Source organism: Kribbella sp. NPDC050124, from assembly GCF_044460355.1.
Lineage (GTDB): Bacteria > Actinomycetota > Actinomycetes > Propionibacteriales > Kribbellaceae > Kribbella.
In genome coordinates this window covers 289,145-313,388 of the sequence record NZ_JBITJU010000002.1, presented here as the reverse complement: position 1 = coordinate 313,388, position 24,244 = coordinate 289,145, and the positions used below count along the sequence as shown (strand labels likewise).

The following is a 24,244-nucleotide window of genomic DNA, read 5'->3' as shown; positions in this document are numbered from 1 at the left end:
GTCTAGGACAGAAGAGACGAAATATCCGATAGGATCTCGGATCTTTGGCGGGAGAATGGCACAGATCGGATGACTTCGGAAGGGTTCGCTCTTAACTGACCGGGACCGAATCGGTACTGTCCGTGTCTTGCGTGGAAACCGCTTGCCCTTGCTGTCCCGTGGTCAACTTTCTTGCGGAAACTAAAGGCCGTTCCCGGCTTCTCTAGGATTCACACCATGGCGACCCCGAAGTTCATCCTCGAGCTGCGCGAGAAGATCGGTCACGACCTGCTGTGGCTCACCGGCATCAGCGGCGTCGTCCTGAACGACGCCGGGCAGGTGCTGCTGGTACGGCGTGCGGACAACGGCCGATGGGCTCTGGTCGCCGGCATCCTCGAGCCCGGTGAGCAGCCGGCGGTCGCCCTGGTCCGGGAGATCCAGGAGAAGACCGCGGTCACCGTCGAGGTGGACCGCCTGGTCAGCATGGAGTCGCTGCCGCCGTCCAGCTACCCGAACGGCGACCAGGTCCAGTACCTCGACCTCTGCTTCCGCTGCCGCCCGCTGCACGGCGACCCGCGCGTGAACGACGACGAGTCCCTCGAGGTCGCCTGGTTCCCGCTGTCCGACCTCCCGCCGCTGTCTCCCCACGAGCAGCAGGCGATCGCCAACGCCCTCTCCCCCGACTCCACCCCGGCCTTCGCCCGCAGCTAACGCCGTAGGGCAAGTTGCAAGTCACGCAACCAACGTTCGTTAAGAGCCGGTTCGCGGGTCAGGTGCTCCGCCAGCTGACGTCGGACCTCTGGGGTGCGTGCTCGCTCGACCAAACGGACGGCCTGAGCCAACGCGAATCGGGCCCGCTCGTCCCGGCGTGGGTCCGCCACTGCAGGATCGGACCAGGCGTTCCGGCGGAACGACGCGGCCGTCTTCGGCTGGTAGTCGCCGAAGTACGACCACAGCCGCCCGTCGATCGACACGTTCCGGATCGCCGACGGCGGTAGCTCGGCGGCGAACTCGGCGTGCTGCTGCCAGCGCCAGGTGTTCGGGCTGGTCTTGGTGCGTGCGGTGATCCCGACGAACCGGAGCTGCTTGCGGATCACGTCCCACTGAGCCCGGTCGTCGGCGATCCACCGGCGCAGCACGTCGTACAGGTTCTCGAAGGTCGAGCCCTGGTAGACCAGATCGACGAAGACGGTCGGCCGTCCTCGCATCAGGTCGGCGGGCGCGAGTCCGTCTGCGGCCAGGTTGGTCCGGAGCTGCCGGAGCTCCGCGTCGGCGAGGTCCTGGCCGGCACCCCGGAACAGCGACAGCGGCAGCGGGTGGAGGCGTGAGCTCCAAGCGGTGTCCGCGAGGGCACCGCTGAGGAGGTCGAAGAGGCTGTCGACGGATCGGCCCACGAAGTACAGCTCGCCGTCGGCGCACTGCGCCAGCACGCGGGCGGCGCACTCGACCAGGTCGTCGAGGAAGAACAGATCCGGCTCCTCGACGCCGTCCAGCAAGGAGCCGAGCTGGTCCGGCCGCACCAGGTCCCACCGGAACGGCCGGTTCGGCTCCACCATCGGCTCAGTGCGCCGCCTCGTGCCAGGTGCGGCCTACGCCTACCGAGACGTCGAGGGGGACGGCCATCTCGACGGCGTGGCCCATGTCGCGGCGGACCAGCTCCTCGAGCGGCTCGCGCTCGCCCGGGGCGATCTCGAAGACGAGCTCGTCGTGCACCTGCAGCAGCATCCGCGACTTCAGGCCGGACTCGCGCAGCGACGCGTCGACCTTCAGCATCGCCATCTTGATCACGTCCGCGGCCGAACCCTGGATCGGGGCGTTCAGCGCCATCCGCTCGGCCATCTCGCGGCGCTGCCGGTTGTCGCTGGTCAGGTCCGGCAGGTACCGCCGGCGGCCCAGGATCGTCTCGGTGTAGCCGCTCTTGCCGGCGTCGATGACGATACTGCGCAGGTAGTCGCGGACGCCGCCGAAGCGCTCGAAGTACTCGTCCATCAACCCCTTCGCCTCGTCTACGCCGATCTTCAACTGCTGGCTCAGCCCGTACGCCGACAGGCCGTAGGCGAGCCCGTAGTTCATCGCCTTGATCTTGGCCCGCTGCTCCTGGGTGACGTCGGACGGCTGCACCGAGAACACCCGGGACGCGGTCACCGAGTGGAAGTCCATCCCGGAGTTGAACGCGGAGATCAGCCCCTCGTCGGCGGACACGTGCGCCATGATCCGCATCTCGATCTGGCTGTAGTCGGCCGACATCAGCGACTCGTTGCCCTCGCCGACGACGAACGCCTGCCGGATCCGGCGGCCCTCCTCGGTGCGGATCGGGATGTTCTGCAGGTTCGGGTCGGTCGAGCTGAGCCGCCCGGTCGCCGCGATGGTCTGGTTGAACGTGGTGTGGATCCGCCCGTCCTTCGGGCTGATCGTCTTCAGCAGCCCCTCGACCGTCTGCCGCAGCCGGGTCGCGTCCCGGTGCGCCAGCAGGTACGCCAGGAACGGGTGCTCGGTCTTCTCGAACAACGCCTGCAGCGAGTCCGCGTCGGTGGTGTAGCCGGTCTTGGTCCGCTTGGTCTTCGGCATCTGCAGCTCGTCGAACAGCACCACCTGCAGCTGCTTCGGCGACCCGAGGTTGATCTCCTTGCCGATCACCTCGTACGCCGCCGTCGCGGCCTCCCGGACCCCGGTCGCGAACCGCGCCTCGAGCTCCTCCAGGTACGGGCGGTCGACGGCGATCCCGTCCCGCTCCATGCCGGCGATGACGTCGATCAGCGGCAGCTCGACGTCGGCCAGCAGCGATGTCCCGGCCTGCTTCTCGAGCTCGGCGTCCAGGGTGTCGGCCAGGTCGGCGATCGCCCGCGCGCGCAGCATCGTGTGGTCCGCGGCCGGGCCGCCCTCGACGTCGTCGAAGCTGAGCTGGCCGTTGTCGGCCTCCTCGTTGCGCAGCTCGCGCTTGAGGTAGCGGACCGTCAGGTCGGCCAGATCGTACGAGCGTTGGTCGGGGCGGGCGAGGTACGCGCTGAGCTGGGTGTCCGAGCTGAGCCCGGCCAGCGTCCAGCCGCGCTCCAGGAAGCCGAGCAGCGGCCCCTTCGCGTCGTGCAGCGCCTTCGGCTGCTTCGGGTCGGCGAGCCACGCCTGCCAGGCCGCGTCGTCGTCCGGCGTCAGCGTGGTCGGGTCGAACCAGGCGGCCGCACCCGAGGTGTTCGCCAGCGCGAGGCCGGTGATCTCGCCGGTGCCACGACCCCAGCTGCCCTGGACCGCGACGCCGACCCGCTCACCGCCGCTCACGTGCTCCTTGAGCCAGCCGGCCACCTCGCCGGGCTTCAGCTGGACGCCCTCCAGCTCGAACCCGTGGTCGACGGTCGCGTCGACCTCCTCGTGCTCGGCGACCAGCCGCTCACGCAGCACCCGGAACTCCAGGCTGTCGAACAGCGTGTGCACCTTCTCCCGGTCCCACGGCGTCCGGACCAGGTCGTCCACGGTGACGTCCAGGGTCAGGTCGCGGACCAGCTCGTTGATCTGCCGGTTCCGGATCACGTCGGCCAGGTGCTCGCGCAGCGACTCGCCGGCCTTGCCCTTGATCTCGTTCACCCGGTCGACCACGTCGTTCAGCGAGCCGAACTGGTTCAGCCACTTGGCCGCCGTCTTCGGCCCCACCCCGGGCACACCCGGCAGGTTGTCACTCGACTCCCCCACCAGCGCCGCGAGATCCGGGTACAGCTGCGGGGTGACGCCGTACTTCTCCTCGACCGCGGCCGGGTCCATCCGGGCGATCTCGGACACGCCGCGCTTCGGGTACAGCACCGTGACGTCCTCGCTGACCAGCTGGAACGCGTCCCGGTCGCCGCTGCTGATCAGCACCTCGAAGCCCTGCTCGGACGCCTGCGTGGCCAGCGTCGCGATGATGTCGTCGGCCTCCCAGCCGTCGATCTCGGTGGTCGGGATCCGGAGTGCCTCCAGCACCTCCTTGACCAGCGAGACCTGCCCCTTGAACTCGTCCGGCGACTTCGACCGGCCCGCCTTGTACTCGGCGTACTGCTCGGAGCGGAAGGTCTTGCGGGACACGTCGAAGGCGACGCAGACATGGGTGGGCTGCTCGTCGCGGAGCATGTTGATCAGCATCGAGGTGAACCCGTACACCGCGTTCGTGTGCTGACCTGTGGTGGTGGAGAAGTTCTCCACCGGCAGCGCGTAGAACGCCCGGTACGCCAGCGAGTGCCCGTCCAGCAGCAGGATCCGCGGTCGGACTGACGCTGTACCCGGCTGCGCGGTGTCCTTGGTCATCGTCGAGGTGTTCGTTTCGGGAGCCACAACCCCGACTCTAGTGGTTCCCACGGACACTTTTCCTTCCCCGCCCCACCGCCCCGGACAGGCAGTTCTGTCACAGCCGCGTAGTCTGCTTTCCGTGACTGATCAAATGAATCTCGGGCCGGGCATGGGCATGGAGGGAACTCTCCTCCAGGCCATGGGCATCGTCGTCAAGGAGGCCGCCCCGGAGCGGATCGTCGCCACCATGCCGGTCAAGGGCAACACCCAGCCGTACGGCCTGCTGCACGGCGGCGCGTCCTGCGTGCTCGCCGAGAGCCTCGGCTCGATCGGCTCGGCCCTGCACGCGGCGGCGTACGACAAGGTCGCGGTCGGGGTCGACATCAACGCCACCCACCACCGCGCGGTCCGCGACGGCGTGGTCACCGGCGTCGCCACCCCGATCTACCTCGGCCGTACGACGACGTCGTACGAGGTGGTCATCACCGACGAGCGGGACAAGCGGGTGTGCACCGCGCGGATCACGTGCCAGCTGATTCCGGTGCCGCCGGGTAGCTGACGTCGACGTCGGTCGGGTCGACCGGCAGCGGTCGCGCCAGTTGGGCCCGACGGGCGAGCACGGAACGGCGTGACGACAGCAGGGCCAGCAGGTTCGGCGCGTGCTCGGCCGCGAGCCGGCGGCGCACCGTGTGCGTGGTGGCAAATCGCAGTACGCCGGCCTGCCCGAGACCCAGCCGGGCCAGGAAGCGATTCGCCTCGCGGGCGATCGCGGGCGCGACAGCGGCCAGGTGGGCGCAGTTCTCGTGCTCGGCCCAGGCGGCCGCCTCCGCGATCAGCGCCTTACCCAGGCCGTGCCGGCGGGCGTCGTCGCTGACGTGCAGGTACTCCACCGTGACGGTGTAGTCGTCGTGCAGCGGGCTGACCGCCGTACGGCGCAGGTAGGCCATCCCGTGCACGACGCCGTCCAGCGCACCGACCACCAGCCGGCCGAACGGGTCGTCCAGATGTTTGCCGACAGCAACCTCGACGGCAGCGGCCGTCGGCGGCGCGGGCAGCCGCAGCGGATGGCCGGAGCCCGTGGTCATCTCACGCCATAACGCAACCAAGGCGCCGGCGTCACCCAGTTGGGCGTCCCTCACCTCGATGGCTGCTGCCACAGCGACCTCCTGGTCTGGTCCACCCCCGAGGTGAACGGGACGGCGGATACGCTCGTCCTCGCGCAACAGTAGGCCCTCGGGGGTCACTTGCAAAGCTGCCCCCCGGCTGATCGGAGACCAAGTTTGTTCATCGGAATCGGTACTGTCGTGAACGTCGCGACAGTGCTCATCGGATCGGTACTCGGCGTACTCATCGGCCACCGCCTCAGTCACCGCACCCGCGATCTCGTCACCGACGCGCTCGGCCTGGTCACGCTGCTGATCGCGATCACGTCGGCACTCACCGTCGGCGACCAGGTGCTCGGCGACGCGGTCGGTGGCAGCGCCCCGATCCTGATCGTGCTCGGCGCGATGCTGATCGGCGGGATCGCCGGCTCACTGCTGCGGATCGAGGAGCGGCTGGAGGAGTTCGGCGCGTGGATGCAGCGCCGGTTCAGCCGCGGCGAGGGTGAGAGCACGTTCGTCGAGGGGTTCGTGACCGCGTCGATGGTGTTCTGCGTGGGGCCGCTGACGTTTCTCGGGGCGTTGTCCGACGGGCTCGGCCGTGGCGCGGACCAGTTGTTTCTCAAGGCGGTGCTGGACGGCTTTGCCGCGATCGCCTTCGCGGCGTCCTTCGGCTGGGGCGTGATGGCGTCGGCGCTCGTCGTACTGGTGCTCCAGGGCCTGATGACCGCGGTCGGCGCGGTGCTGGGCGACGTACTGCCGGACGCGCATGTGACCGCGTTGGGCGCGACTGGAGGCGTGATGCTGATCGGTGTCGCGCTGCGGTTGCTGAAGCTCAAGCAAATCGCGGTGGCGGACCTGTTGCCCGCCCTGATCGTCGCGCCGCTGCTGGTGCAGCTCCTGGTCGTCATCCGGAGCTGAGACAAGAGCCCCGGTCCGTCTCCGGACCGGGGCTCTCGGCAACTACAGGTGAATCAGTCCTCGCCGAGGTAGGCCTTGCGGACGTCCTCGTTGACCAGCAGATCGCGTCCGGTGCCGGACAGGACGATCTTGCCGACCTCGAGCACGTAGCCGTAGTCGGCCCGCTTCAGCGCGGCCTGCGCGTTCTGCTCCACCAGCAGGATCGTCGTGCCCTGCTGCTGCAGCTCGGTCACCGTCGACATGATCCGCTGCATCATGATCGGCGACAGACCCATCGACGGCTCGTCCAGCATCAGCAGCTTCGGCCGGCTCATCATCGCCCGGCCCATCGCCAGCATCTGCTGCTCACCGCCGGAGAACGTCCCGGCCGGCTGCTTGCGCCGTTCCCCCAGGATCGGGAACAGCTCGTACGCCGCGTTCAGGTCGGAACGGATCCCGGCCTGGTCCCGGCGGGCGAACGCGCCGAGCGTCAGGTTCTCCTCGACCGACAGCCTCGGGAAGATCCGCCGGCCCTCCGGGGAATGCGCCAGCCCGCGCGCGACGATGTCGTGCGCGGCGACGGTGTCGATTCGCTCGCCCTGGAACAGGATCTCGCCGGAAACCGGCCGGAGCAGACCCGAGATCGTCCGCAGCGTGGTGGTCTTGCCGGCGCCGTTGGTGCCGATCAGCGACACCACCTGCCCCTGCTCCACAGTGAAGCTGATCTTCTTCACCGCGACGATCTTGCCGTAGGCAACTTCCAGGTCACGGACCTCGAGCATCGCGGTCACGGGGCCTCCCGGTTTGGATTGAGGAGTGGAGGGAGCGAAGCGACCGGAGGGACGAGGGAAAACCGGGAGTCACAGCCCCGGGACCCGCCGCGCCGGAGGCGTGGCATCACTACCGTCATGGCTGGTCCTCCCCGTCCACGGTGTCCCGCAGACGTTCTGCCTCGGCCTCGTCCTCTTCTTCGCCGGTGCCGATGTAGGCCTCGATCACCCGCGGGTCCGACTGCACCTCGGCCGGCGAGCCCTCGATCAGCGTCTCACCGCGGACCAGGCAGAGCACCCGGTCGCAGAGGTTGAAGATGAACCGCATGTCGTGCTCGATCACCACGACCGACAACCCCGAGTCCCGGATCTTGAAGATCAGGTCACTGGCCTGCTTGGTCTCCAGTGGGTTCATACCGGCCGTCGGCTCGTCCAGCAGGATGAGCTTCGGGTCGGTGGCCAGCGCCCGCGCGATCTCGAGCCGGCGCTGGTCGCCGTACGGCATGTTCCGGGCCAGGTGCTCGGCGGACTTGCCCAGCCCGACGAAGGTCAGCAGTTCCCGGGCCCGTTCCCGGGTGGCTGCCTCCTCCCGGCGGAACTTCGGCCCGCGCAGGATCGAGGTGAACGCACCCGAACTGGTCCGGCAGTAGCGGCCGACCATCACGTTCTCGAGCGCGGTCATGTTGGCGAACAGCCGGATGTTCTGGAACGTCCGCGCCATCCCGGCCCGGACCACTGCCCGCGGCTTCGGCGGCAACGGCGTCAGCGCGGCGAGCGGCTGCACCGCCACCGCGTCGTCCGCCTCGCTCACCTGACGCTTGGCCGCTTCCGGCTTGCGCGGCGCGCCGGCGAACCGGACCACCCCGGAGGTCGGCTTGTACAGGCCGGTCAGGCAGTTGAAGAACGTCGTCTTGCCGGCCCCGTTCGGGCCGATCAGGCCGACGATCTCGCCTTCCCGCACGGTCAGGTTCACATCGTTGACCGCCAGCAGACCACCGAACCGCATGGTCACGCCGGAGGCCTCCAGCACCGGCTGGCCGACCGGCCGGCCGGTCGTGGGCTGAGTCTCGGTGACGGTCATTTCGCCTCCTCGACGGCCAGGTGCTCTTCCTCAACCTCGACGGCCAACTGCTCGTCCTCCTCGTGGAACTCCAACTGCCGGCGTCTGCTCGCCACCAGGCCCTCCGGCCGGAACCGCATCATCAGGACCAGCAACAGGCCGAACATCATCAGCCGGTACTCCGAGAAGAACCGCAGCTTCTCCGGCAGCAGCTTCAGGATCGTTGCTCCCAGCAACACACCGGCGATGGTGCCCATACCGCCCAGGACCACGGCCGCGAGCAGGAACGCCGACTCGAGGAAGATGAACTGGTCGGGACTGACGGCAACGTCCTGGTGTGCCTTGATGGTTCCGGCCAGACCGGCCAGGAAGGCCCCGACCACGAAGGCCAGCACCTTCAGGCCGAAGACGTTCACGCCCATCGCCTCGGCGGCCTTCTCGTCCTCCCGGATCGCGACCCAGCCCCGGCCGATCCGGCTGTCGTTCAGCCGGGCGAAGACCAGGATGACGAACGCGATCAGGAGCAACAGCAGGAAGTAGTAGTTCGAGAAGCGACCCAACTCCAGCCCGGCGATCGTGTGCTCGTCGCCGAAGTTGAAGTTGCCGATCTGCAGGTCCGGGATGCCGGGGATACCGTTCGGGCCGTTGGTCAGCAGCGGGCCGTTGATGCCGTCCAGGTTGAACATCGAGAGCCGGAAGATCTCACCGAAGCCCAAGGTCACGATGGCCAGGTAGTCACCTGAGACGCGGAGTGTCGGTGACCCGATGATCAGACCGAGCGTCGCCGCCACCCCTGCGCCGATCAGCATCACGATCAGGAACGGCGGGTGCCAGTCGACCGTCGAGAACGCCGAGTTCGACAACATCGCGGCCACATAGGCGCCGGAACCGAGGAAGGCGATGTAGCCGAGGTCCAGCAGACCGGCCAGACCGACCACGATGTTCAGGCCCATCGCGGTCGCCGCGAAGATCAGCACCTGGCACGCGATCGACATGTTCGCGTCGGACCCCTGCTGGGTGAAGGGGAACAAGAACGCGACCACGAAGGCCGCCAGCGTCAGCACCTTCTTGTGTCGCTGGGCGACGTGGCCGAACCAGGTCATCACCCCGGTCCGGAACAGCGCCCCGATCACCGTGGCGTAGAAGAGCAGGCAGAGGATGAACGACCACGCGTCCGTCAGGTCCAGCGCGTACGCCGCACCGAACAGGATCGCCGCCATCATCACCGAGATGGCGAGGATCTCCACCCAGCCCGGCAGCCGCGCTTGGCTCAGGTCGCGAAGCTGCCGCAACGGGAGCATCCACGCGCTCACCAGGATCAGAACGGCACCGGCCAGGGAAATGTAGGCACCCGGGTTGACGTTGATCAGGCCGTCCGACTCCACCGTGATCGCCACGACGACCAGCACCATGTACAGCGTCAGGCCGAGACCCAGTGCCCGGAGGCCGAGGGTCGCGTCCAGCCATGACCCCAGCGCCGTCAGCGGCCCCCGCTCGGCGAGCAGCAGGACCAGCGCGAGCAGGGCCCCGATGATCGCGAGGATCTGCAGGCCGCCCGGATACAGGTTGATCGACAGGTCGTTCAGGATCGAGCCGTCGTAGCTCCAGGACAGGAAGGAGCCCACGATCACGAGCACCACGCCGGCGAGACCGGCCGGCCACGCGATCGGCTTCACCGGCTGCTGAGCCGCCGCCTCCGGCTCCGCCGGAGTGCTTGTCTGTACGTCACTCATGCCCGGTCCACCACCCTCGCTCCGAGCAGGCCCTGCGGCCTGAACACCAGTACCAGGATCAGGATGACGAACGCCCAGACATCCTTCCAGGAACCGCCACCGAACTGACCTGGGATGTACTGGGTCGCCAGTGCCTCGACGACGCCGAGCACGAGACCTCCGACGACGGCGCCCCAGACGTTGCCGATACCACCGAGAACCGCGGCGGTGAACGCCTTCAGACCGGCCAGGAAGCCCATCCGGAAGTCGATGTTGTTGTTCTGGAAGCCCTGCGAGACCCCGGCGATCGCCGCCAGCACGGCACCGAGGGCGAAGGCCACCACGATGATCCGGTCGACGTTGATACCCATCAACCGGGCGGTGTCCGGATCCTGCGACACGGCCTGCATACCACGGCCCAGCCGGGTCCGGTTGATGAAGACCCAGAGCAGCACCGCGCACACCGCCAGCGCCGCGACGGTGAAGATCGCGGACCGCTGGATGGTCACCCCACCGACCTCCAGCGCGGGCCCGGTGACCACGTCGATCTGCGGGAACGGGATGCGCTGCTTGGCGCTCGGCCAGGTGATGCTGGTGATGACCTGCTTGTAGAACACCCAGAACAGCTCCAGGAACACGACCGCCGCTGCGGCCGTCTCCACGACTGTCAGAAGCTTGACCTCGCTCTGTGCCCGCCGCCGTGCGGCGAGGCCGGCCAGCCAGCCGACCGCCGTACCGAGGGCAATGCCGACGATGACGATACCGACGGTCAGGACCACACCCTGGTCCGGCTCGATCAGCCGGGCCACGACCCACAGCGCGACGGCGCCGAGCGCGGCACCGATCAGCGGAGCACGGTCGTACCACTTGGTCGTCTGGTGGTTCAGGTCAGCCTTCGTCAGCACCGAGCCGACGTAGTATCCGACTCCTAGCGCGATGACGGCGAACGCCACCACGGTCCAGCCCGGCCGCTCGTAGAAGAGCCGGACGAACTCCTGCAGGAACACCGAGATGCCGATCGCGGTGATCAGCGGTGCGAGTCGTGGCGCGTTCCGCAGGGGACGGTACGCGACACGTTCCATCGCCACGGCGGTGCCGACCGACGCGAAGATGGCGCCGATGATCATGATCGGCAGGATCCACACGGCGGTCTCACCGTCGAAGAACAACAAGTAGGTGGTCAGTGCGCCGAACGCACCGATCATGAAGACCTCGCCATGGGCGAAGTTGATGAGCTGCACGATGCCGTAGACGACGGTGTACCCGACGGCGATCAGGGCGTACAGCGATCCCAGGGTCAGCCCGTTCACGAGCTGCTGGAAGAACTGGTCCACGTCGACCTCCCAACTGCCTCAGTTCCGAACATGCCGCGGGGGTGGGAGGATCCGCTCCCACCCCCGAGGCATGAGGTCGACTCGATTACTTGCTCTCGAAGTCCTTGGTCTCGACGGTGGCCCACTTGCCTCCGGCCACCTTGTAGACGGTGAGCACCTTCGAGGTGGTGTCGCCGTACTGGTCGAAGGCGACCTTGCCGGTCACGCCGTCGAAGGAGACCTTGCCGAGCGCCTCGACCGTCTTCGCGCGGGCCGACTCGACGTCGGACGCGTCCTTCAGCGACTCCTTGAGCGCGTTGATGATCGCGTTCGCCGCGTCGTAGGAGTAGCCGCCGTACGCCGCGTACGGGTCCTTGAACCCGGCCGCGTTGTAGTCCTCGACGAACTTCTTCGCCGTGTCCAGCTCGTCGATCGGGGCGCCGACCGAGGTGGCCAGGTCGTTGTCGGCGGTCTTACCCCCCAGGCTGATGTACTTCGGGTCGTAGATACCGTCGCCACCCATCAGCGGCACGTTCAGGCCGGCGGCCTTCATCTGCTGCGACAGCGGCCCGGCCTGCGGGTACTCACCGCCGTAGTACACCATCTGCGGGGCGGACGGCTTGATCGCCGAGATCACGGCCTGGTAGTTCGCGTCGTCCGGGTTGATGGTCTGGGCCGCGACGACCTGACCACCCAGCTTCTTGAACTCCTCGGTGAAGGTGCCGACCAGGCCCTGGCCGTACGCCTTCTTGTCGTGGATCGTGGCGACCTTGGTGATCTTCGCCGTCTCGTACAGGTAGCGAGCGGCGAACGGGCCCTGGACCGCGTCGGTGGTGCAGGTCCGGAAGTAGGTCGGGTACGGCCGCTTCGGGTCGGTCTGCCAGTTCGCGCCCTGGGTCAGACCCGGGCCGGTGTTGGCCGGCGAGACCTGCACGATGTTCTTCGGCGCGAGGACCGGCTGGACCTGCTGGCTGACGCTGGTGTTCAGCGTGCCGACCACGCCGATCACGGCGGCGTCACTGGCGAGCGCGGTGGCCGCGTTCTTCCCCGGCTCCGGCTTGGCCTCGTCGTCCTTGGCGTCGACCTCGAGCTTCCACCCGGGGATCGCGTTGGAATCATTGGCCTGCTTCACGGCCAGCTCGACCGAGTGCTGGATACCCAGACCCAGCGCCGACAGGTCTCCTGACAAAGGCGCGATGACGCCGATCTTGGCGGTCTTCGTCGCTTCTCCGCCCCCGCCACCGTCGTCGCCACTGCGTGAACCGCAGGCAGTCAGGGCCAACGACGCAACGATCAGCGACGCGCCGACCCGTACTACGGAACGCTGTTGCACTGTTCCTCCCATGTCTGGATAGTCCGAGCAGATCCCCGGACTCCCGCGAATGCCGCGAGCACCCGCAGGTTAGACCTCCCATGGCTCCTGAGGCGATGTCACGCAGGGTGTGTTGTGAGGTCGTTACAGCGGTAAGCAGCGTGAGTGCTTGTCATTGCTGTACGCCCGCTGGACGCCGCGTGCGGAGAGTGAGTCAGTCACTACCGCCCGCCTCGTCAACGACCAACTCCGCGACCTGGCGCATGGAAACTCTTTTGTCCATGGCGGTTTTCTGGATCCACCGGAACGAGTCCGGCTCCGACAGCCCGAACTTCGTCTGCAGGACCGACTTGGCCCGATCCACCAGCTTGCGGGTCTCCAGCCGCTCGGCCAGGTCGGCGACCTCACGCTCCAGCTCGGCCAGCTCGACGTACCGGGTCGCGGCGATCTCGATCGCGGGTAGCAGATCGGCCTTGGAGAACGGTTTCACCACGTACGCCATGGCACCGGCGTCGCGGGCCCGCTCGACCAGCTCGCGCTCCGAGAACGCGGTCAGCATCAGCACGGGCGCGATCCGCTCGCCGGCGATCTTCTCGGCCGCGCTCAGCCCGTCCAGCTTCGGCATCTTGACGTCGAGAATGACCAGGTCGGGCCGATGCTCGGTGGCCAGCCGGATGGCCTCTTCCCCGTCCCCGGCCTGCCCGACGACGTCGTACCCCTCCTCGGCCAGCATCTCGGCCAGATCCATCCGGATCAGCGCCTCGTCCTCAGCGATCACCACACGCTTAGCAGTCACGCCCCACACTTTATCGATCCGCCGCCGCCCGTCGGGCAGCGGCGCTCGGGGTGGTTGCCGCGGTGGTTGAAGGGGTGGTTGCCGGGGTCAAGGAAGAACACCGGGCCCGGACGGTCCGCCGGATGACGTCGACTGTGGTCGAGGGGGTGCCGGGTGTGGTGTTGTGGTTCAGGAGATAGGAAACGGGTGTCTCAAGACATAGGAAACATTTGGGTGGTTTGAGACTCGGGCATCGAAGGCCCGGTTGGTCATCACGGCGGTGCTCGACCCGCCGCGCAGGCACGGGCTCGGATTCGGCTTGACCCGCTTGATGGTTGCCGCGATCTCTTGGTTCAGCCCGGGATACTTCTGATCGTTCGCGTTCGTCGCCAGGTGCGAATCGTCTGCAGCGCAACACCGTGGATCTCGGCATTGACCTGATCGTCAACGCCTTCATCGGACATGCGCAGCGCCGATTCAACCGTCTCGCGCGATCTGAAGTGAGCCATGCCACAACGTTCGCGCACCGCTCCGACAGATTCTGCGACGGCTGACGGGCCGAGCTGCCTTTGTCGCGATTCGACCGTTCCGATGGGCTAGGATCTTCGCGCACGGCCCTGGTACTCCAACGGCAGAGAGGGCGCACTCAAACTGCGTACAGTGTGGGTTCGAATCCCACCCAGGGCACATTTTCTGTCGGCGCCGCGTGCGAATCTCTGAGGGTGTACGACGGGGAGACGCGCGCGCTCGCTTTGGCCGCCGTCGTGGCGGGCGAGAGTCTCAATTCGATCAGCAAGCGGCTTGGGGTGAGCCGCGCTACGCTCCGTGACTGGCGGGACCGTCCGGGTGCTGCGAACCTCCCGACCGACTGTCCCCGGTGCTCGAACGGGCATCTCCCGCACGGCCCCTACGCGCATCTGCTGGGTCTATACCTCGGCGACGGTTGTCTGTCGAACCTGAAGAAGGCTGTCTACTCCCTGCGGATCGCGTGCGACGACTCGTACCCGCGACTGATCGACGAGGCGGCGGAAGCGATCGCGGCCGTTCATCCGACCCGACCGGTCCACCGCGTGCAGGCTGCCGGCTACACCTCGGTCGTGTCCTACTGGAAGCACTGGCCATGCCTGTTCCCGCAGCACGGTGCCGGGCCGAAGCATCTGCGCCGGATCGAGCTGGCCGACTGGCAGGTGGACATCGTTGCGATGTGCCCCGAGCTGTTCCTGCGCGGACTGTTCAATGCGGACGGGTGTCGTGTCGCGAACTGGACGACCCAGATGGTCGGCGGCGTACTCAAGAGATACGAGTATCCGCGATACATGTTCTCCAACGAGTCCGCCGACATCATGGGACTGTGCCAGTGGGCGCTCGACTTGCTCGCCGTACCTTGGCGGATGCCTCGACGGAACGCGCTGTCCGTGGCGCGGCAGGCCGGAGTCGCTCGGCTGGACGAGTTCATCGGGCCGAAGAGCTAGAGAGGGAGTGCGACATGTTCACCGGAGCGCATGTCATTGTGTACAGCGGAGGCTGATCGGGGGTTTCTCCGGGACGTGCTCGGCTTCCCGCACGTCGACGCGGGGGCGGGGTGGCTCATCTTCCGGCTGCCGCCGGCAGAGATCGCCGTCCATCCGACCGACGGCGAGGGGCGGCACGAGTTCTATCTGATGTGCGAGGACATCGAAGCGCTGCTTGCCAGGTTGGCGGTCTCGCCTGAGATCACCGAGGCGGGCTGGGGACGGCTGGCGACGATCCCGATGCCGAGCGGGGCAAGTCTGCCCGTGTACCAACCGCTGCACCCGGTCGCGTACAACCTCCCCGACTGACAGCGGGCGGTCAGTTGACCGCCCGCCTCTCGCCTGGGGTTTAGGCCTCCGGGGTGCGGTACGCGGGGGCGATGCCTTCGATGGCGTCGCCCATGCGGTGGACTCGGAGGGCGTTGGTGGAGCCGGGGATGCTCGGGGGTGAGCCGGCGACGATGACGACGATGTCGCCCTTGTTGAGCTTGCCGAGCTCGAGCAGGCGCTGGTCGACCTGGCGGACCATCTCGTCGGTGTGGTCGACGGTGGGGACGATGTGCGTCTCGATCCCCCAGACCACGCTGAGCCAGGCGCTGACCGACGGGACCGGGGTGAAGGCGAGCACCGGGATCTCGGTGCGGTAGCGGGCCAGCCGGAGCGCGGTGTCACCGGACTGGGTGAACGCGACCAGGAACTTCGCGTCCAGCCGCTCGGCGACGTCGGCGGCGGCGCGGGCGATCACGCCACCCTTGGTGCGCGGCTCCCACTCGATCTCCTTGAGCCGGCTCAGGCCGTGCTGCTCGGTCGAGGAGACAATCCGCGACATCGTCTTCACGGTCTCGATCGGGAACCGGCCGACGCTGGTCTCGCCGGACAGCATCACCGCGTCGGCGCCGTCCAGTACGGCGTTCGCGACGTCGGAGGCCTCGGCGCGGGTCGGGCGCGGGGCGGAGATCATCGACTCCAGCATCTGGGTGGCCACGATCACCGGCTTCGCGTTCAGCCGGGCCTGGTCGATGATCAGCTTCTGCACCACCGGGACCTCCTCGAGCGGGAGCTCCACGCCGAGGTCGCCGCGGGCCACCATGAACCCGTCGAAGGCCTCGATGATCTCGTCCAGGTTGGCGACCGCCTGCGGCTTCTCGATCTTGGCGATGACCGGGACCCGCAGGCCCTCCTCGTCCATGATCTTGTGCACCAGCTGGACGTCGGAGGCGTCCCGGACGAACGACAGCGCGATCATGTCGGCCGGCAGGTGCAGCGCCCAGCGCAGGTCCTCGGCGTCCTTCTCGGACAATGCCGGCACGCTGACCGCGACACCCGGCAGGTTGATGCCCTTGTGGTTCGACACCGGCCCGCCGACGGTGACCCGGCAGACCACGTCGGTCTCGGTCACCTCCTCGGCGACCAGCGCGATCCGGCCGTCGTCGATGAGCAGCTGGTCGCCGGGGTTCACGTCACCGGGCAGACCGTCGTACGTCGTACCGCAGATGGTCGCGTCTCCCGGGACCTCCCGGGTGGTGATGGTGAAGCGCTCGCCGTAGGTCAGTGTCACCTTGCCTTCGGCGAACTCGGCCAAGCGGATCTTCGGCCCCTGCAGGTCGACCAGGATGCCGACGTTCTGGCCGGTCTCGGCCGCTGCGGTGCGGATCCGCTGATAGATGCGCTCATGCTCGGCATGGGCACCATGGCTCAGATTGAGCCTTGCGACGTCCATACCTGCTTGGACGAGTTCCAGGATGCGCTCGGGGGCGGCCGTAGCCGGGCCGAGCGTACAAACGATCTTTGCGCGACGCACGTCACAAAACCCTACTCCTACAAACCACTGTGCCCGCTGGTCCGCCCCCGTTACTGGACAGTTAACAGCTGATGGCAATCAGGGGCAGAGCCTGAATCGTCAAGAAGGCAAGGGGGTGTAGGCCCCGACGGTCACCTCGCCGCTGAGCTCGGCGGTGACGGACTGCAGGCCGATCGGCTGACCGTCGGCGTACGTGATCAGGGTGACCTCACCCGGCCGGCGCAGCGTGTAGCCGAGGGCGAAGGCGTACGCCGCTCCCCCGGTCGTGCCGTTCGTGTACGTCGTCACCGGCAGACCGTTGACCACCTTGTGCTCCGGCCCGACCTGTCGGTGCAGGTGCCCCGACAGCAGCAGCGTCGCGCATCCCTGCTCGGCGGTGTCGGCGAACGACGAGGGGTCGTGAACGACGAACGTCGAGATCCGCTTGTCCTCCGGCTGCTCGCAGGCCACCTCGGCGAGTCGCTCGGACTGCTCGGCGATCGTCTCCTCGCCCGGCGAGTCGGCGCTGCCGAGCCCGGTCCGGGTCGGGTCACTGTCGCCGAGGAACCGGATCCCCTCCACCTCGACCGGCTTGCTGTCCAGCACGGTGAAGCCGTTCTTGCGCATCGCGTCCTCGATGTGCCCACCGGCGTCGTGGTTGCCGGCCACCGCGACCACCTTGAGGTCGCGGAAGTGCTGCGCCAGCGAGTTGATGCTGAACACCTCCCACGACTGCCCGGAGGACGTGTCGTCGCCGGCGTCGATCAGCACCTTCGCGCCGGCCACCCTGGCCACCTCCGACGCGAACCGGTCGATGCCGATGTTGTCGTGCCGGTCCGACACGAGCAGCGCGACGGTCTCCCCCTCGCCTGCCTGGCGGATCCTGCCGCCGACCCGGCCGACCCGCTCCTGCAGCCGGCCGTAGAACTCGGTGGAGCGCTCGTAGGTCTCGACCGCTGTCCGGATCACCCCGACACCGCCGGTCGTGGAGAACCCGGAAGCGACCTCGACGCTCTTCAGCCGTTCGTCGAAGGACAGCTCGGGCAGCAGTTGGTGCAGCGGGCGCCACTCGGTCGGCGGCACCTGGGCCGGCCGCATCCGGCCCGGGCCGAAGATCGACGCGATCGTGATCAGCATCGCGACCAGTACGACGATCGCGCGGTGCTCGAACCGGCGTTCGTGCTTGTGCACCAGGTCCCACAGCTCCCGCCGCCGGCGCGCGCCGAGAGCGGTCCAGACCGTTGCGGCCACGACCGCGACCAGCAGGCCGGTCCCGGCGCCGGCGACCGCGTTGTCGACCGCCATCTCCGCGATCACCTGCTGGATCCGGGCGATCTCACCATCGGGCTGGGAGGCGATCAGCGCGTCGCGGTTGAGCAGCTCGGTGAGGTTGTCGGCGTCGGTCTCCTGGATGTCGATGTTGACGCCGATCCCGAGCGGAGCGTCGGTGGCCAGCCGCAGCCGCGGCAGTACGGCGCCCAGGTCGAGCGTCGCGTGGCCGTCGAAGGTCGGTGAGACGGTGGCGGCGTGGGCGCCGATGGTGGTCCGCTCGGAGTCGTTGGCGAACCCGAACAGCCCGACGGCGACGGACGTGATCAGGAAGAGCAGGGTGAGCCCGGCCCACGGTGCGATCGCACGGAGCCGGGCTCTGGTCACCAGGCGGCGGCTAGCCATGGGTCAACCGTATTGGTCCGGGCAAGCCATTGCACGTTGAACGGCCGCGGGCCGCAGGCAACGATTTGTTGCCCACGGCCCGGTTCATCGCCGTCGGATCAGACCGCCAGCGGGCGGGCTGTCGGTGGGATGGGGGTCGGCAGGGTGGACGAACCGGTGAGGTGGGTGTCGACGCCGTTGGCGCAGGAGCGGCCCTCGGCGATCGCCCAGACGATCAGGGACTGACCGCGGCCGGCGTCGCCGCAGGCGAACACCCCTTCGACCGAGGTGTGGTAGTTCTTGTCCCGCTTCACGTTGCCGCGCTCGTCCAGCTCGACGCCGAGCTGCTCGAGGAAGCCCTCGCGCTCCGGGCCGAGGAAGCCCATCGCGAGCAGCACCAGCTGCGCCGGGATGGTCCGCTCGGTGCCCTCGATCGGCGCGAACTTCCCGTCCTTGAGCTCGACCTCGACCAGGTTCAGCCCGGACACGTTGCCGTGGGCATCGGACTCGAAGTTGGCGGTCGAGACCGAGTAGACCCGCTCGCCGCCCTCCTCGTGCGCCGAGGCGACCCGGTAGATCATCGGGTACGTCGGCCACGGCTGACCGGCCGGCCGGTCGTCGCCGGGCCGCGGCATGATCTCCAGCTGGGTGACCGAGCGGGCCCCCTGGCGGTGCGCCGTACCGAGGCAGTCGGCGCCGGTGTCACCGCCGCCGATGATCACCACGTCCTTGCCGGTGGCAAGGATCTGGTCGTCCACGTGCTGGCCGAGCGCGACCCGGTTGGCCTGCGGCAGGTACTCCATCGCCTGGTGGATGCCGCCGTACTCGCGGCCCGGCACCGGCAGATCGCGGGCCGCGGTCGCACCGGTCGCGATGACGACGGCGTCGTACCGCTGCTTGAGCTGGGTCCCGGTGACGTCCACGCCGACGTTGACGCCGGAGCGGAAGACCGTGCCCTCCTCCTTCATCTGCTGGATCCGGCGGTCGACCTGTTCCTTCTCCATCTTGAACTCGGGGATGCCGTAGCGCAGCAGCCCGCCCGGAGCGTCGGCCCGCTCGTAGACCGCGACGGTGTGACCGGCACGGGTCAGCTGCTGGGCAGCAGCCAGGCCGGCCGGGCCGGAGCCGACGACGGCGATCGTCTTGCCGGTCAGCCACTCCGGCGGCTGCGGCTTGACGTCACCGGTCTCCCAGGCCTTGTCGATGATCGCGACCTCGACGTTCTTGATCGTGACCGGGTCCTGGTTGATGCCGAGCACGCAGGACGTCTCGCACGGCGCCGGGCACAGCCTCCCGGTGAACTCCGGGAAGTTGTTGGTCGCGTGCAGCCGCTCGATCGCGCTGGACCAGTCGTCGCGCCAGACCAGGTCGTTCCACTCCGGGATCAGGTTGCCCAGCGGGCAGCCGTTGTGGCAGAACGGGATGCCGCAGTCCATGCAGCGGCCGGCCTGCTTGGTGATGATCGGCAGCAGCGCCTTGCCGGGCCCACCGGGGTAGACCTCTTTCCAGTCCTTGACCCGCTCGTCGACCGGGCGCCGTCCGGCGACCTCCCGGCCGGTGGTCAGGAATCCCTTCGGGTCAGCCATCAGATGGCCTCCATCATCGCTCGCGTGGTGGCGTCCTCGTCCAGCCCGTCCCGCTCGGCGGCCGCCTTGGCCGCCAGCACCCGGGCGTAGTCGCGAGGCATCACCGTGGTGAATCTGGCAGCCGCGGCCGGCCAGTCGGCGAGCAGCTTCGCTGCCCGTTCCGAACCGGTCTCCTCGTGGTGCCGCCGGACCAGGTCGTGCAACAGTTCGGACTCGTCCTCGGTGACCGGGTGCAGGTCCACCAGCTCCGGGTTCACCAGGGAGTGGTCCAGGTCGAGCACGTGGGCCACGCCGCCCGACATGCCCGCCGCGAAGTTCCGGCCGACGGCGCCCAGTACGACGACGCGCCCACCGGTCATGTACTCGCAGGCGTGGTCACCGACCGCCTCGACGACCGCGGTGGCCCCGGAGTTCCGGACGCAGAACCGCTGGCCGGCGCCGCCGCTGATGAACAGTTCGCCGGACGTCGCGCCGTACGCGATGACGTTGCCGGCGATGATCTGGTCGGCCGCGTCGAACCGCGCCCGGCGGTCGGGCCGGATGACCACGCGGCCGCCGGACAGGCCCTTGCCGACGTAGTCGTTGGCGTCACCCTCGAGGCGCAGCGTGACACCGCGCGGGACGAAGGCGGCGAACGAGTTGCCGGCCGACCCGGTGAAGGTCAGGTCGATGGTGCCGTCAGCCAGGCCCGCGGACCGGTACCGCTTGGTGATCTCGTGGCCGAGCATCGTCCCGACGGTCCGGTTGACGTTGCGGATCGGCAGCTGCGCCCGCACCGGCTCACCGGTCTCCAGCGCCGGCTGGCAGATCCGGATCAGCTCGTTGTCGAGCGCCTTGTCCAAGCCGTGGTCCTGCTCGACGGTCCGGTGCAGCGCGGCGCCCTCGGGCAGCGCCGGCACGTGCAGGATCGGCGACAGGTCGAGGCCGTCGGCCTTCCAGTGGTCGACCGCGCGCCGGATGTCCAGCACCTCGGCGTGCCCGATCGCCTCGTCCAGCGACCGGAAGCCCAGCTCGGCCAGATACTCCCGGACCTCCTCGGCGATGAACTCGAAGAAGTTCACCACGAACTCCGGCTTGCCGGAGAACCGTTCGCGCAGCACCGGGTTCTGGGTGGCGACGCCGACCGGGCAGGTGTCCAGGTGGCAGACCCGCATCATGATGCAGCCCGACACCACCAGCGGCGCGGTGGCGAAACCGTACTCCTCGGCGCCGAGCAGGGCCGCGACGATCACGTCCCGCCCCGTCTTCAGCTGACCGTCGGTCTGGACCACGATCCGGTCCCGCAACCCGTTGAGCAGCAGGGTCTGCTGGGTCTCGGCCAGGCCGAGCTCCCACGGACCACCCGCGTGCTTCAGCGACGTCAGCGGGGACGCGCCGGTGCCGCCGTCGTGACCGGAGATCAGTACGACGTCCGCGTGCGCCTTGCTGACGCCGGCGGCGATCGTGCCGACGCCGACCTCGGAGACGAGCTTCACGTGCACGCGCGCCTGCGGGTTGGCGTTCTTCAGGTCGTGGATCAGCTGGGCCAGATCCTCGATCGAGTAGATGTCGTGGTGCGGCGGCGGCGAGATCAGCCCGACCCCCGGAGTCGAGTGCCGGGTCTTGGCCACCCACGGGTACACCTTCGGGCCGGGCAGCTGACCGCCCTCGCCGGGCTTCGCGCCCTGCGCCATCTTGATCTGGATGTCGTCGGAGTTCGTCAGGTACTCCGAGGTGACACCGAACCGTCCGGACGCGACCTGCTTGATCGAGCTGCGCCGGTTCGGGTCGTACAGCCGGTCGGCGTCCTCGCCGCCCTCACCGGTGTTCGACTTGCCGCCGAGCCGGTTCATCGCGATCGCGAGGGTCTCGTGCGCCTCGGCGCTGATCGAGCCGTAGCTCATCGCGCCGGTGGAGAACCGCTTGACGATCTCGCTGACCGGCTCGACCTCCTCCACCGGGATGGGCTCCCGGTCGGAATCGAACCCGAACAGCCCGCGCAACGTCATCAGCCGCTCCGACTGCTCGTCGACGCGGGACGTGTACTGCTTGAAGATGTCGTAGCGCCCGGTCCGGGTGCTGTGCTGCAGCCGGAACACCGTGTCCGGGTCGAACAGGTGCGGCTCGCCCTCACGGCGCCACTGGTACTCGCCGCCGATCTCCAGCTTGCGGTGCGCGGTCAGGATGCCGTCGGCCGGGTACGCCCGCAGGTGCCGGCGCCGGACCTCCTCGGCGATCGTGTCGAGCCCGATCCCGCCGAGCTTGGACGACGTACCGGTGAAGTAGGTGTCGACGAGCTCCGGCGCCAAACCGGTGGCCTCGAAGATCTGGGCTCCCGTGTACGACGCGACCGTCGACACACCCATCTTCGACATCACCTTGAGCACGCCCTTGCCGAGCGACTTCACCACGTTGCGGACCGCCTGCTCGGGCTCGACACCCGGCAGGTAGGTGCCCCGGCGGCACAGGTCCTCGACGGACTCCAGCGCCAGGTACGGGTTGATCGCGGCCGCGCCGTACCCCATCAGCAGGGCGACGTGGTGGACCTCACGGACGTCACCGGCCTCGACCACCAGGCCGACCTGGGTCCGGGTCTTCTCCCGCACCAGGTGGTGATGGACCGCGGCGGTCAGCAGCAGCGACGGGATCGGCGCGCTGTCGGCGTTCGAGTGCCGGTCGGACAGCACCAGGATCCGGGCGCCGTCCTCGATCGCGGCGGTCGCCTCGGCGCAGATCGCCTCGAGCCGTGCCTTCAGCGCCTCGCCGCCGCCCTCGACGTCGTACACGCCGCGCAGCACCGTGGTCGCCAGGCCCGGCATGTCGCCGTCCAGGTTGATGTGGCGCAGCTTGGCCAGCTCGTCGTTGGTGATCACCGGGAACGGCAGCACCACCTGGCGGCAGGACGCCGGGCTCGGGCTGAGCAGGTTCGCCTCCGGGCCGAGCGACGAGGACAGCGAGGTGACCAGCTCCTCGCGGATCGCGTCCAGCGGCGGGTTGGTGACCTGCGCGAACAGCTGCGCGAAGTAGTCGAACAGCAGTCGCGGCCGCTCGCTCAGGACGGCGATCGGCGTGTCGGTGCCCATCGACCCGATCGGCTCGGTGCCGGTCTTGGCCATCGGGGTGAGCAGGACGCGGAGCTCTTCCTCGGTGTACCCGAACACCTGCTGGCGACGGGTGACCGAGGCGTGGCTGTGCACGACATGCTCACGCTCGTGCAGGTCCTCGAACCGGATCAGGCCGGCGTGCAGCCACTCGTCGTACGGCGCCTCGGCCGCGAGCGCGTTCTTCACCTCGGAGTCGGTGATGATCCGGTGCGCGTCGACGTCGACCAGGAAGATCTTGCCCGGCTCGAGCCGGCCCTTCTCGGTGACCGTGGCCGGGTCGATGTCCAGCACCCCGGCTTCGGACGCGAGTACGACGAGACCGTCCTCGGTGACCCAGTAGCGCGACGGGCGCAGGCCGTTGCGGTCGAGCACGGCGCCGACCTTCGTGCCGTCGGAGAAGACCACCGACGCCGGGCCGTCCCACGGCTCCATCAGGGTCGAGTGGAACTCGTAGAAGGCGCGCCGCTGCGAGTCCATCGTGGTGGCGTTCTCCCACGCCTCCGGGATCATCATCAGCATCGCGTGCGGCAGCGACCGGCCGCCCAGGTGGAGCAGCTCCAGGACCTCGTCGAACGACGCCGAGTCGGAGGCTCCCGGCGTACAGATCGGGTAGAGCTGCTCCAGGTCGCCCGGGATCAGGTCGCTGGCCAGCAGCGCCTCGCGGGCCCGCATCCAGTTCCGGTTGCCCTGCACGGTGTTGATCTCGCCGTTGTGGGCGATGTACCGGTACGGGTGGGCCAGCGGCCAGGACGGGAACGTGTTGGTGGAGAACCGCGAGTGCACGACACCGATCGCGGAGGCGAGGTCGGGGTCGGTCAGCTCCGGGAAGAACTTGTCCAGCTGGTCGGTGGTCAGCATCCCCTTGTAGGTGATGGTCCGCCCCGACAGCGACGGGAAGTACGTCTCGGTGTCCTTCTCGGCGCGCTTGCGCAGCCGGAAGGCCATCCGCTCCAGCGCCAGGCCGAGCACGCGGCCCGCCTTGGCGGCGACGAACAGCTGCTTGAAGGTCGGCATCACCGAACGGGCGGTGGCGCCGAGCAGGTCCGGGGTGGTCGGGACGTCGCGCCAGCCCAGGACGGCCAGGTTCTCCTCCGCGGCGAGCTCCTCGATCCGCGCGACCGCCTTGGCGGCGTCGTCCGGATCGGCCGGGAGGAAGGCGATACCGGTCGCGTAGCTGCGCTGCACCGGCAGCTCGAACTCGCACACCTTGCGGTAGAACGCGTCCGGGACCTGGATCAGGATGCCGGCGCCGTCGCCGGAGTCCGGTTCGGCGCCGGAAGCGCCGCGGTGCTCGAGGTTGCGCAGGGCGGTCAACGCCTTGGCCACGATGTCGTGGCTCGGTTCACCGGTCAGGGTCGCGACGAAGGCGACACCACAGGCGTCATGCTCGTGCTGTCCGTCGTAAAGACCCTCGCTCGGGCGGTGCCGGCTGAAGAGGGGCGGGCGACCATACATTCAG

At 68.4% G+C, this 24,244-nt stretch carries 19 protein-coding genes, 1 tRNA gene and 1 pseudogene; 6 read left to right on the top strand and 15 right to left on the bottom strand.

What is annotated here, in order from left to right:
• Nucleotides 1-216: 216 nt before the first annotated feature.
• The gene (locus tag ACIBL3_RS08375) at nucleotides 217-690 is read left to right on the top strand and encodes an NUDIX hydrolase (protein WP_396352591.1); all 474 of its coding nucleotides are present in this window, start codon (nucleotides 217-219) and stop codon (nucleotides 688-690) included.
• Here ACIBL3_RS08375 and ACIBL3_RS08370 read toward each other — a convergent pair.
• Entirely contained in the window at nucleotides 687-1,535 is an 849-nt protein-coding gene (locus ACIBL3_RS08370; protein ID WP_396352590.1) for a hypothetical protein, read from the bottom strand. The genes ACIBL3_RS08375 and ACIBL3_RS08370 overlap by 4 nt on opposite strands.
• Nucleotides 1,536-1,539: 4 nt before the next feature.
• Nucleotides 1,540-4,248 carry a DNA polymerase I gene (gene polA / locus ACIBL3_RS08365; protein ID WP_396352868.1) on the bottom strand — a complete coding sequence of 903 codons (2,709 nt, stop codon included), beginning with the start codon at nucleotides 4,246-4,248 and terminating at the stop codon, nucleotides 1,540-1,542.
• 133 nt (nucleotides 4,249-4,381) lie between these two features.
• Here polA and ACIBL3_RS08360 point away from each other — a divergent pair, with 133 nt between their 5' ends.
• Nucleotides 4,382-4,789 carry a hotdog fold thioesterase gene (locus tag ACIBL3_RS08360; RefSeq protein ID WP_396352867.1) on the top strand — a complete coding sequence of 136 codons (408 nt, stop codon included), beginning with the start codon at nucleotides 4,382-4,384 and terminating at the stop codon, nucleotides 4,787-4,789.
• Here the strand turns inward: ACIBL3_RS08360 and ACIBL3_RS08355 are convergent.
• Nucleotides 4,752-5,387: a GNAT family N-acetyltransferase gene (locus ACIBL3_RS08355; RefSeq protein ID WP_396352589.1), complete on the bottom strand. Its 636-nt coding sequence runs from the start codon at nucleotides 5,385-5,387 to the stop codon at nucleotides 4,752-4,754. The genes ACIBL3_RS08360 and ACIBL3_RS08355 overlap by 38 nt on opposite strands.
• A 147-nt stretch (nucleotides 5,388-5,534) precedes the next feature.
• Here ACIBL3_RS08355 and ACIBL3_RS08350 point away from each other — a divergent pair, with 147 nt between their 5' ends.
• Nucleotides 5,535-6,251, top strand: coding sequence for a DUF554 domain-containing protein (locus ACIBL3_RS08350; protein WP_396352588.1), 717 nt, complete (start codon nucleotides 5,535-5,537; stop codon nucleotides 6,249-6,251).
• 53 nt (nucleotides 6,252-6,304) lie between these two features.
• Here ACIBL3_RS08350 and ACIBL3_RS08345 read toward each other — a convergent pair whose 3' ends face one another.
• From ACIBL3_RS08345 to ACIBL3_RS08310, 8 genes and pseudogenes are all read right to left on the bottom strand, one after another.
• A complete protein-coding gene (locus ACIBL3_RS08345; RefSeq protein ID WP_396352587.1) occupies nucleotides 6,305-7,021 on the bottom strand; it encodes an ABC transporter ATP-binding protein in 717 nt (238 codons plus the stop codon).
• A 115-nt stretch (nucleotides 7,022-7,136) separates the two neighbouring features.
• On the bottom strand, nucleotides 7,137-8,081 hold the full coding sequence (locus ACIBL3_RS08340) for an ABC transporter ATP-binding protein (protein ID WP_396352586.1): 945 nt from the start codon (nucleotides 8,079-8,081) through the stop codon (nucleotides 7,137-7,139).
• Nucleotides 8,078-9,793, bottom strand: a complete 1,716-nt coding sequence (locus tag ACIBL3_RS08335) for a branched-chain amino acid ABC transporter permease (protein WP_396352585.1) — start codon at nucleotides 9,791-9,793, stop codon at nucleotides 8,078-8,080. The genes ACIBL3_RS08340 and ACIBL3_RS08335 overlap by 4 nt, the downstream gene beginning before the upstream one ends.
• On the bottom strand, nucleotides 9,790-10,677 hold the full coding sequence (locus ACIBL3_RS08330; RefSeq protein ID WP_396352866.1) for a branched-chain amino acid ABC transporter permease: 888 nt from the start codon (nucleotides 10,675-10,677) through the stop codon (nucleotides 9,790-9,792). The genes ACIBL3_RS08335 and ACIBL3_RS08330 overlap by 4 nt, the downstream gene beginning before the upstream one ends.
• A 90-nt stretch (nucleotides 10,678-10,767) precedes the next feature.
• Nucleotides 10,768-11,106, bottom strand: a pseudogene (locus ACIBL3_RS08325) (branched-chain amino acid ABC transporter permease); the annotation flags it as partial.
• Between the two features lie 85 nt (nucleotides 11,107-11,191).
• Complete coding sequence (locus ACIBL3_RS08320; protein WP_396352584.1) at nucleotides 11,192-12,418, bottom strand: branched-chain amino acid ABC transporter substrate-binding protein; 1,227 nt, start codon at nucleotides 12,416-12,418, stop codon at nucleotides 11,192-11,194.
• A 193-nt stretch (nucleotides 12,419-12,611) separates the two neighbouring features.
• On the bottom strand, nucleotides 12,612-13,202 hold the full coding sequence (locus ACIBL3_RS08315; RefSeq protein ID WP_396352583.1) for an ANTAR domain-containing response regulator: 591 nt from the start codon (nucleotides 13,200-13,202) through the stop codon (nucleotides 12,612-12,614).
• A gap of 323 nt (nucleotides 13,203-13,525) precedes the next feature.
• Complete coding sequence (locus tag ACIBL3_RS08310; protein ID WP_396352582.1) at nucleotides 13,526-13,681, bottom strand: hypothetical protein; 156 nt, start codon at nucleotides 13,679-13,681, stop codon at nucleotides 13,526-13,528.
• Nucleotides 13,682-13,786: 105 nt separating this feature from the next.
• Between ACIBL3_RS08310 and ACIBL3_RS08305 the strand changes: the two genes are divergently transcribed.
• The 3 genes from ACIBL3_RS08305 (at nucleotide 13,787) to ACIBL3_RS08295 (ending at nucleotide 14,992) form a co-directional block, all read left to right on the top strand.
• Nucleotides 13,787-13,859: transfer RNA gene (locus tag ACIBL3_RS08305), tRNA-Leu, on the top strand.
• A gap of 35 nt (nucleotides 13,860-13,894) precedes the next feature.
• A complete protein-coding gene (locus ACIBL3_RS08300; protein ID WP_396352581.1) occupies nucleotides 13,895-14,644 on the top strand; it encodes a helix-turn-helix domain-containing protein in 750 nt (249 codons plus the stop codon).
• 30 nt (nucleotides 14,645-14,674) lie between these two features.
• The gene (locus ACIBL3_RS08295) at nucleotides 14,675-14,992 is read left to right on the top strand and encodes a VOC family protein (RefSeq protein ID WP_396352580.1); all 318 of its coding nucleotides are present in this window, start codon (nucleotides 14,675-14,677) and stop codon (nucleotides 14,990-14,992) included.
• A 40-nt stretch (nucleotides 14,993-15,032) separates the two neighbouring features.
• On the opposite strand, the gene pyk is transcribed toward ACIBL3_RS08295, so the two are convergent.
• From pyk to gltB, 4 genes are all read right to left on the bottom strand, one after another.
• On the bottom strand, nucleotides 15,033-16,484 hold the full coding sequence (gene pyk / locus ACIBL3_RS08290) for a pyruvate kinase (protein ID WP_396352579.1): 1,452 nt from the start codon (nucleotides 16,482-16,484) through the stop codon (nucleotides 15,033-15,035).
• Between the two features lie 99 nt (nucleotides 16,485-16,583).
• A complete protein-coding gene (locus ACIBL3_RS08285; RefSeq protein ID WP_396352578.1) occupies nucleotides 16,584-18,137 on the bottom strand; it encodes a metallophosphoesterase in 1,554 nt (517 codons plus the stop codon).
• 98 nt (nucleotides 18,138-18,235) lie between these two features.
• Nucleotides 18,236-19,702 (bottom strand): glutamate synthase subunit beta, encoded by a 1,467-nt coding sequence (locus tag ACIBL3_RS08280; RefSeq protein WP_396352577.1) that lies wholly within the window; start codon nucleotides 19,700-19,702, stop codon nucleotides 18,236-18,238.
• Nucleotides 19,702-24,240: a glutamate synthase large subunit gene (gene gltB / locus ACIBL3_RS08275; RefSeq protein WP_396352576.1), complete on the bottom strand. Its 4,539-nt coding sequence runs from the start codon at nucleotides 24,238-24,240 to the stop codon at nucleotides 19,702-19,704. The genes ACIBL3_RS08280 and gltB overlap by 1 nt, the downstream gene beginning before the upstream one ends.
• Between the last annotated feature and the right edge of the window lie 4 nt (nucleotides 24,241-24,244).

Bases quoted from the DNA above. Each gene is read 5' to 3' on its own strand.
- ACIBL3_RS08375 (WP_396352591.1), top strand. From the start codon at position 217: ATGGCGACCCCGAAGTTCATCCTCGAGCTGCGCGAGAAGATCGGTCAC.
- ACIBL3_RS08370 (WP_396352590.1), bottom strand. From the start codon at position 1,535: ATGGTGGAGCCGAACCGGCCGTTCCGGTGGGACCTGGTGCGGCCGGAC.
- polA (WP_396352868.1), bottom strand. From the start codon at position 4,248: ATGACCAAGGACACCGCGCAGCCGGGTACAGCGTCAGTCCGACCGCGG.
- ACIBL3_RS08360 (WP_396352867.1), top strand. From the start codon at position 4,382: ATGAATCTCGGGCCGGGCATGGGCATGGAGGGAACTCTCCTCCAGGCC.
- ACIBL3_RS08340 (WP_396352586.1), bottom strand. From the start codon at position 8,081: ATGACCGTCACCGAGACTCAGCCCACGACCGGCCGGCCGGTCGGCCAG.
- ACIBL3_RS08335 (WP_396352585.1), bottom strand. From the start codon at position 9,793: ATGAGTGACGTACAGACAAGCACTCCGGCGGAGCCGGAGGCGGCGGCT.
- ACIBL3_RS08310 (WP_396352582.1), bottom strand. From the start codon at position 13,681: ATGGCTCACTTCAGATCGCGCGAGACGGTTGAATCGGCGCTGCGCATG.
- ACIBL3_RS08295 (WP_396352580.1), top strand. From the start codon at position 14,675: ATGTCATTGTGTACAGCGGAGGCTGATCGGGGGTTTCTCCGGGACGTG.
- ACIBL3_RS08285 (WP_396352578.1), bottom strand. From the start codon at position 18,137: ATGGCTAGCCGCCGCCTGGTGACCAGAGCCCGGCTCCGTGCGATCGCA.
- ACIBL3_RS08280 (WP_396352577.1), bottom strand. From the start codon at position 19,702: ATGGCTGACCCGAAGGGATTCCTGACCACCGGCCGGGAGGTCGCCGGA.
- gltB (WP_396352576.1), bottom strand. From the start codon at position 24,240: ATGTATGGTCGCCCGCCCCTCTTCAGCCGGCACCGCCCGAGCGAGGGT.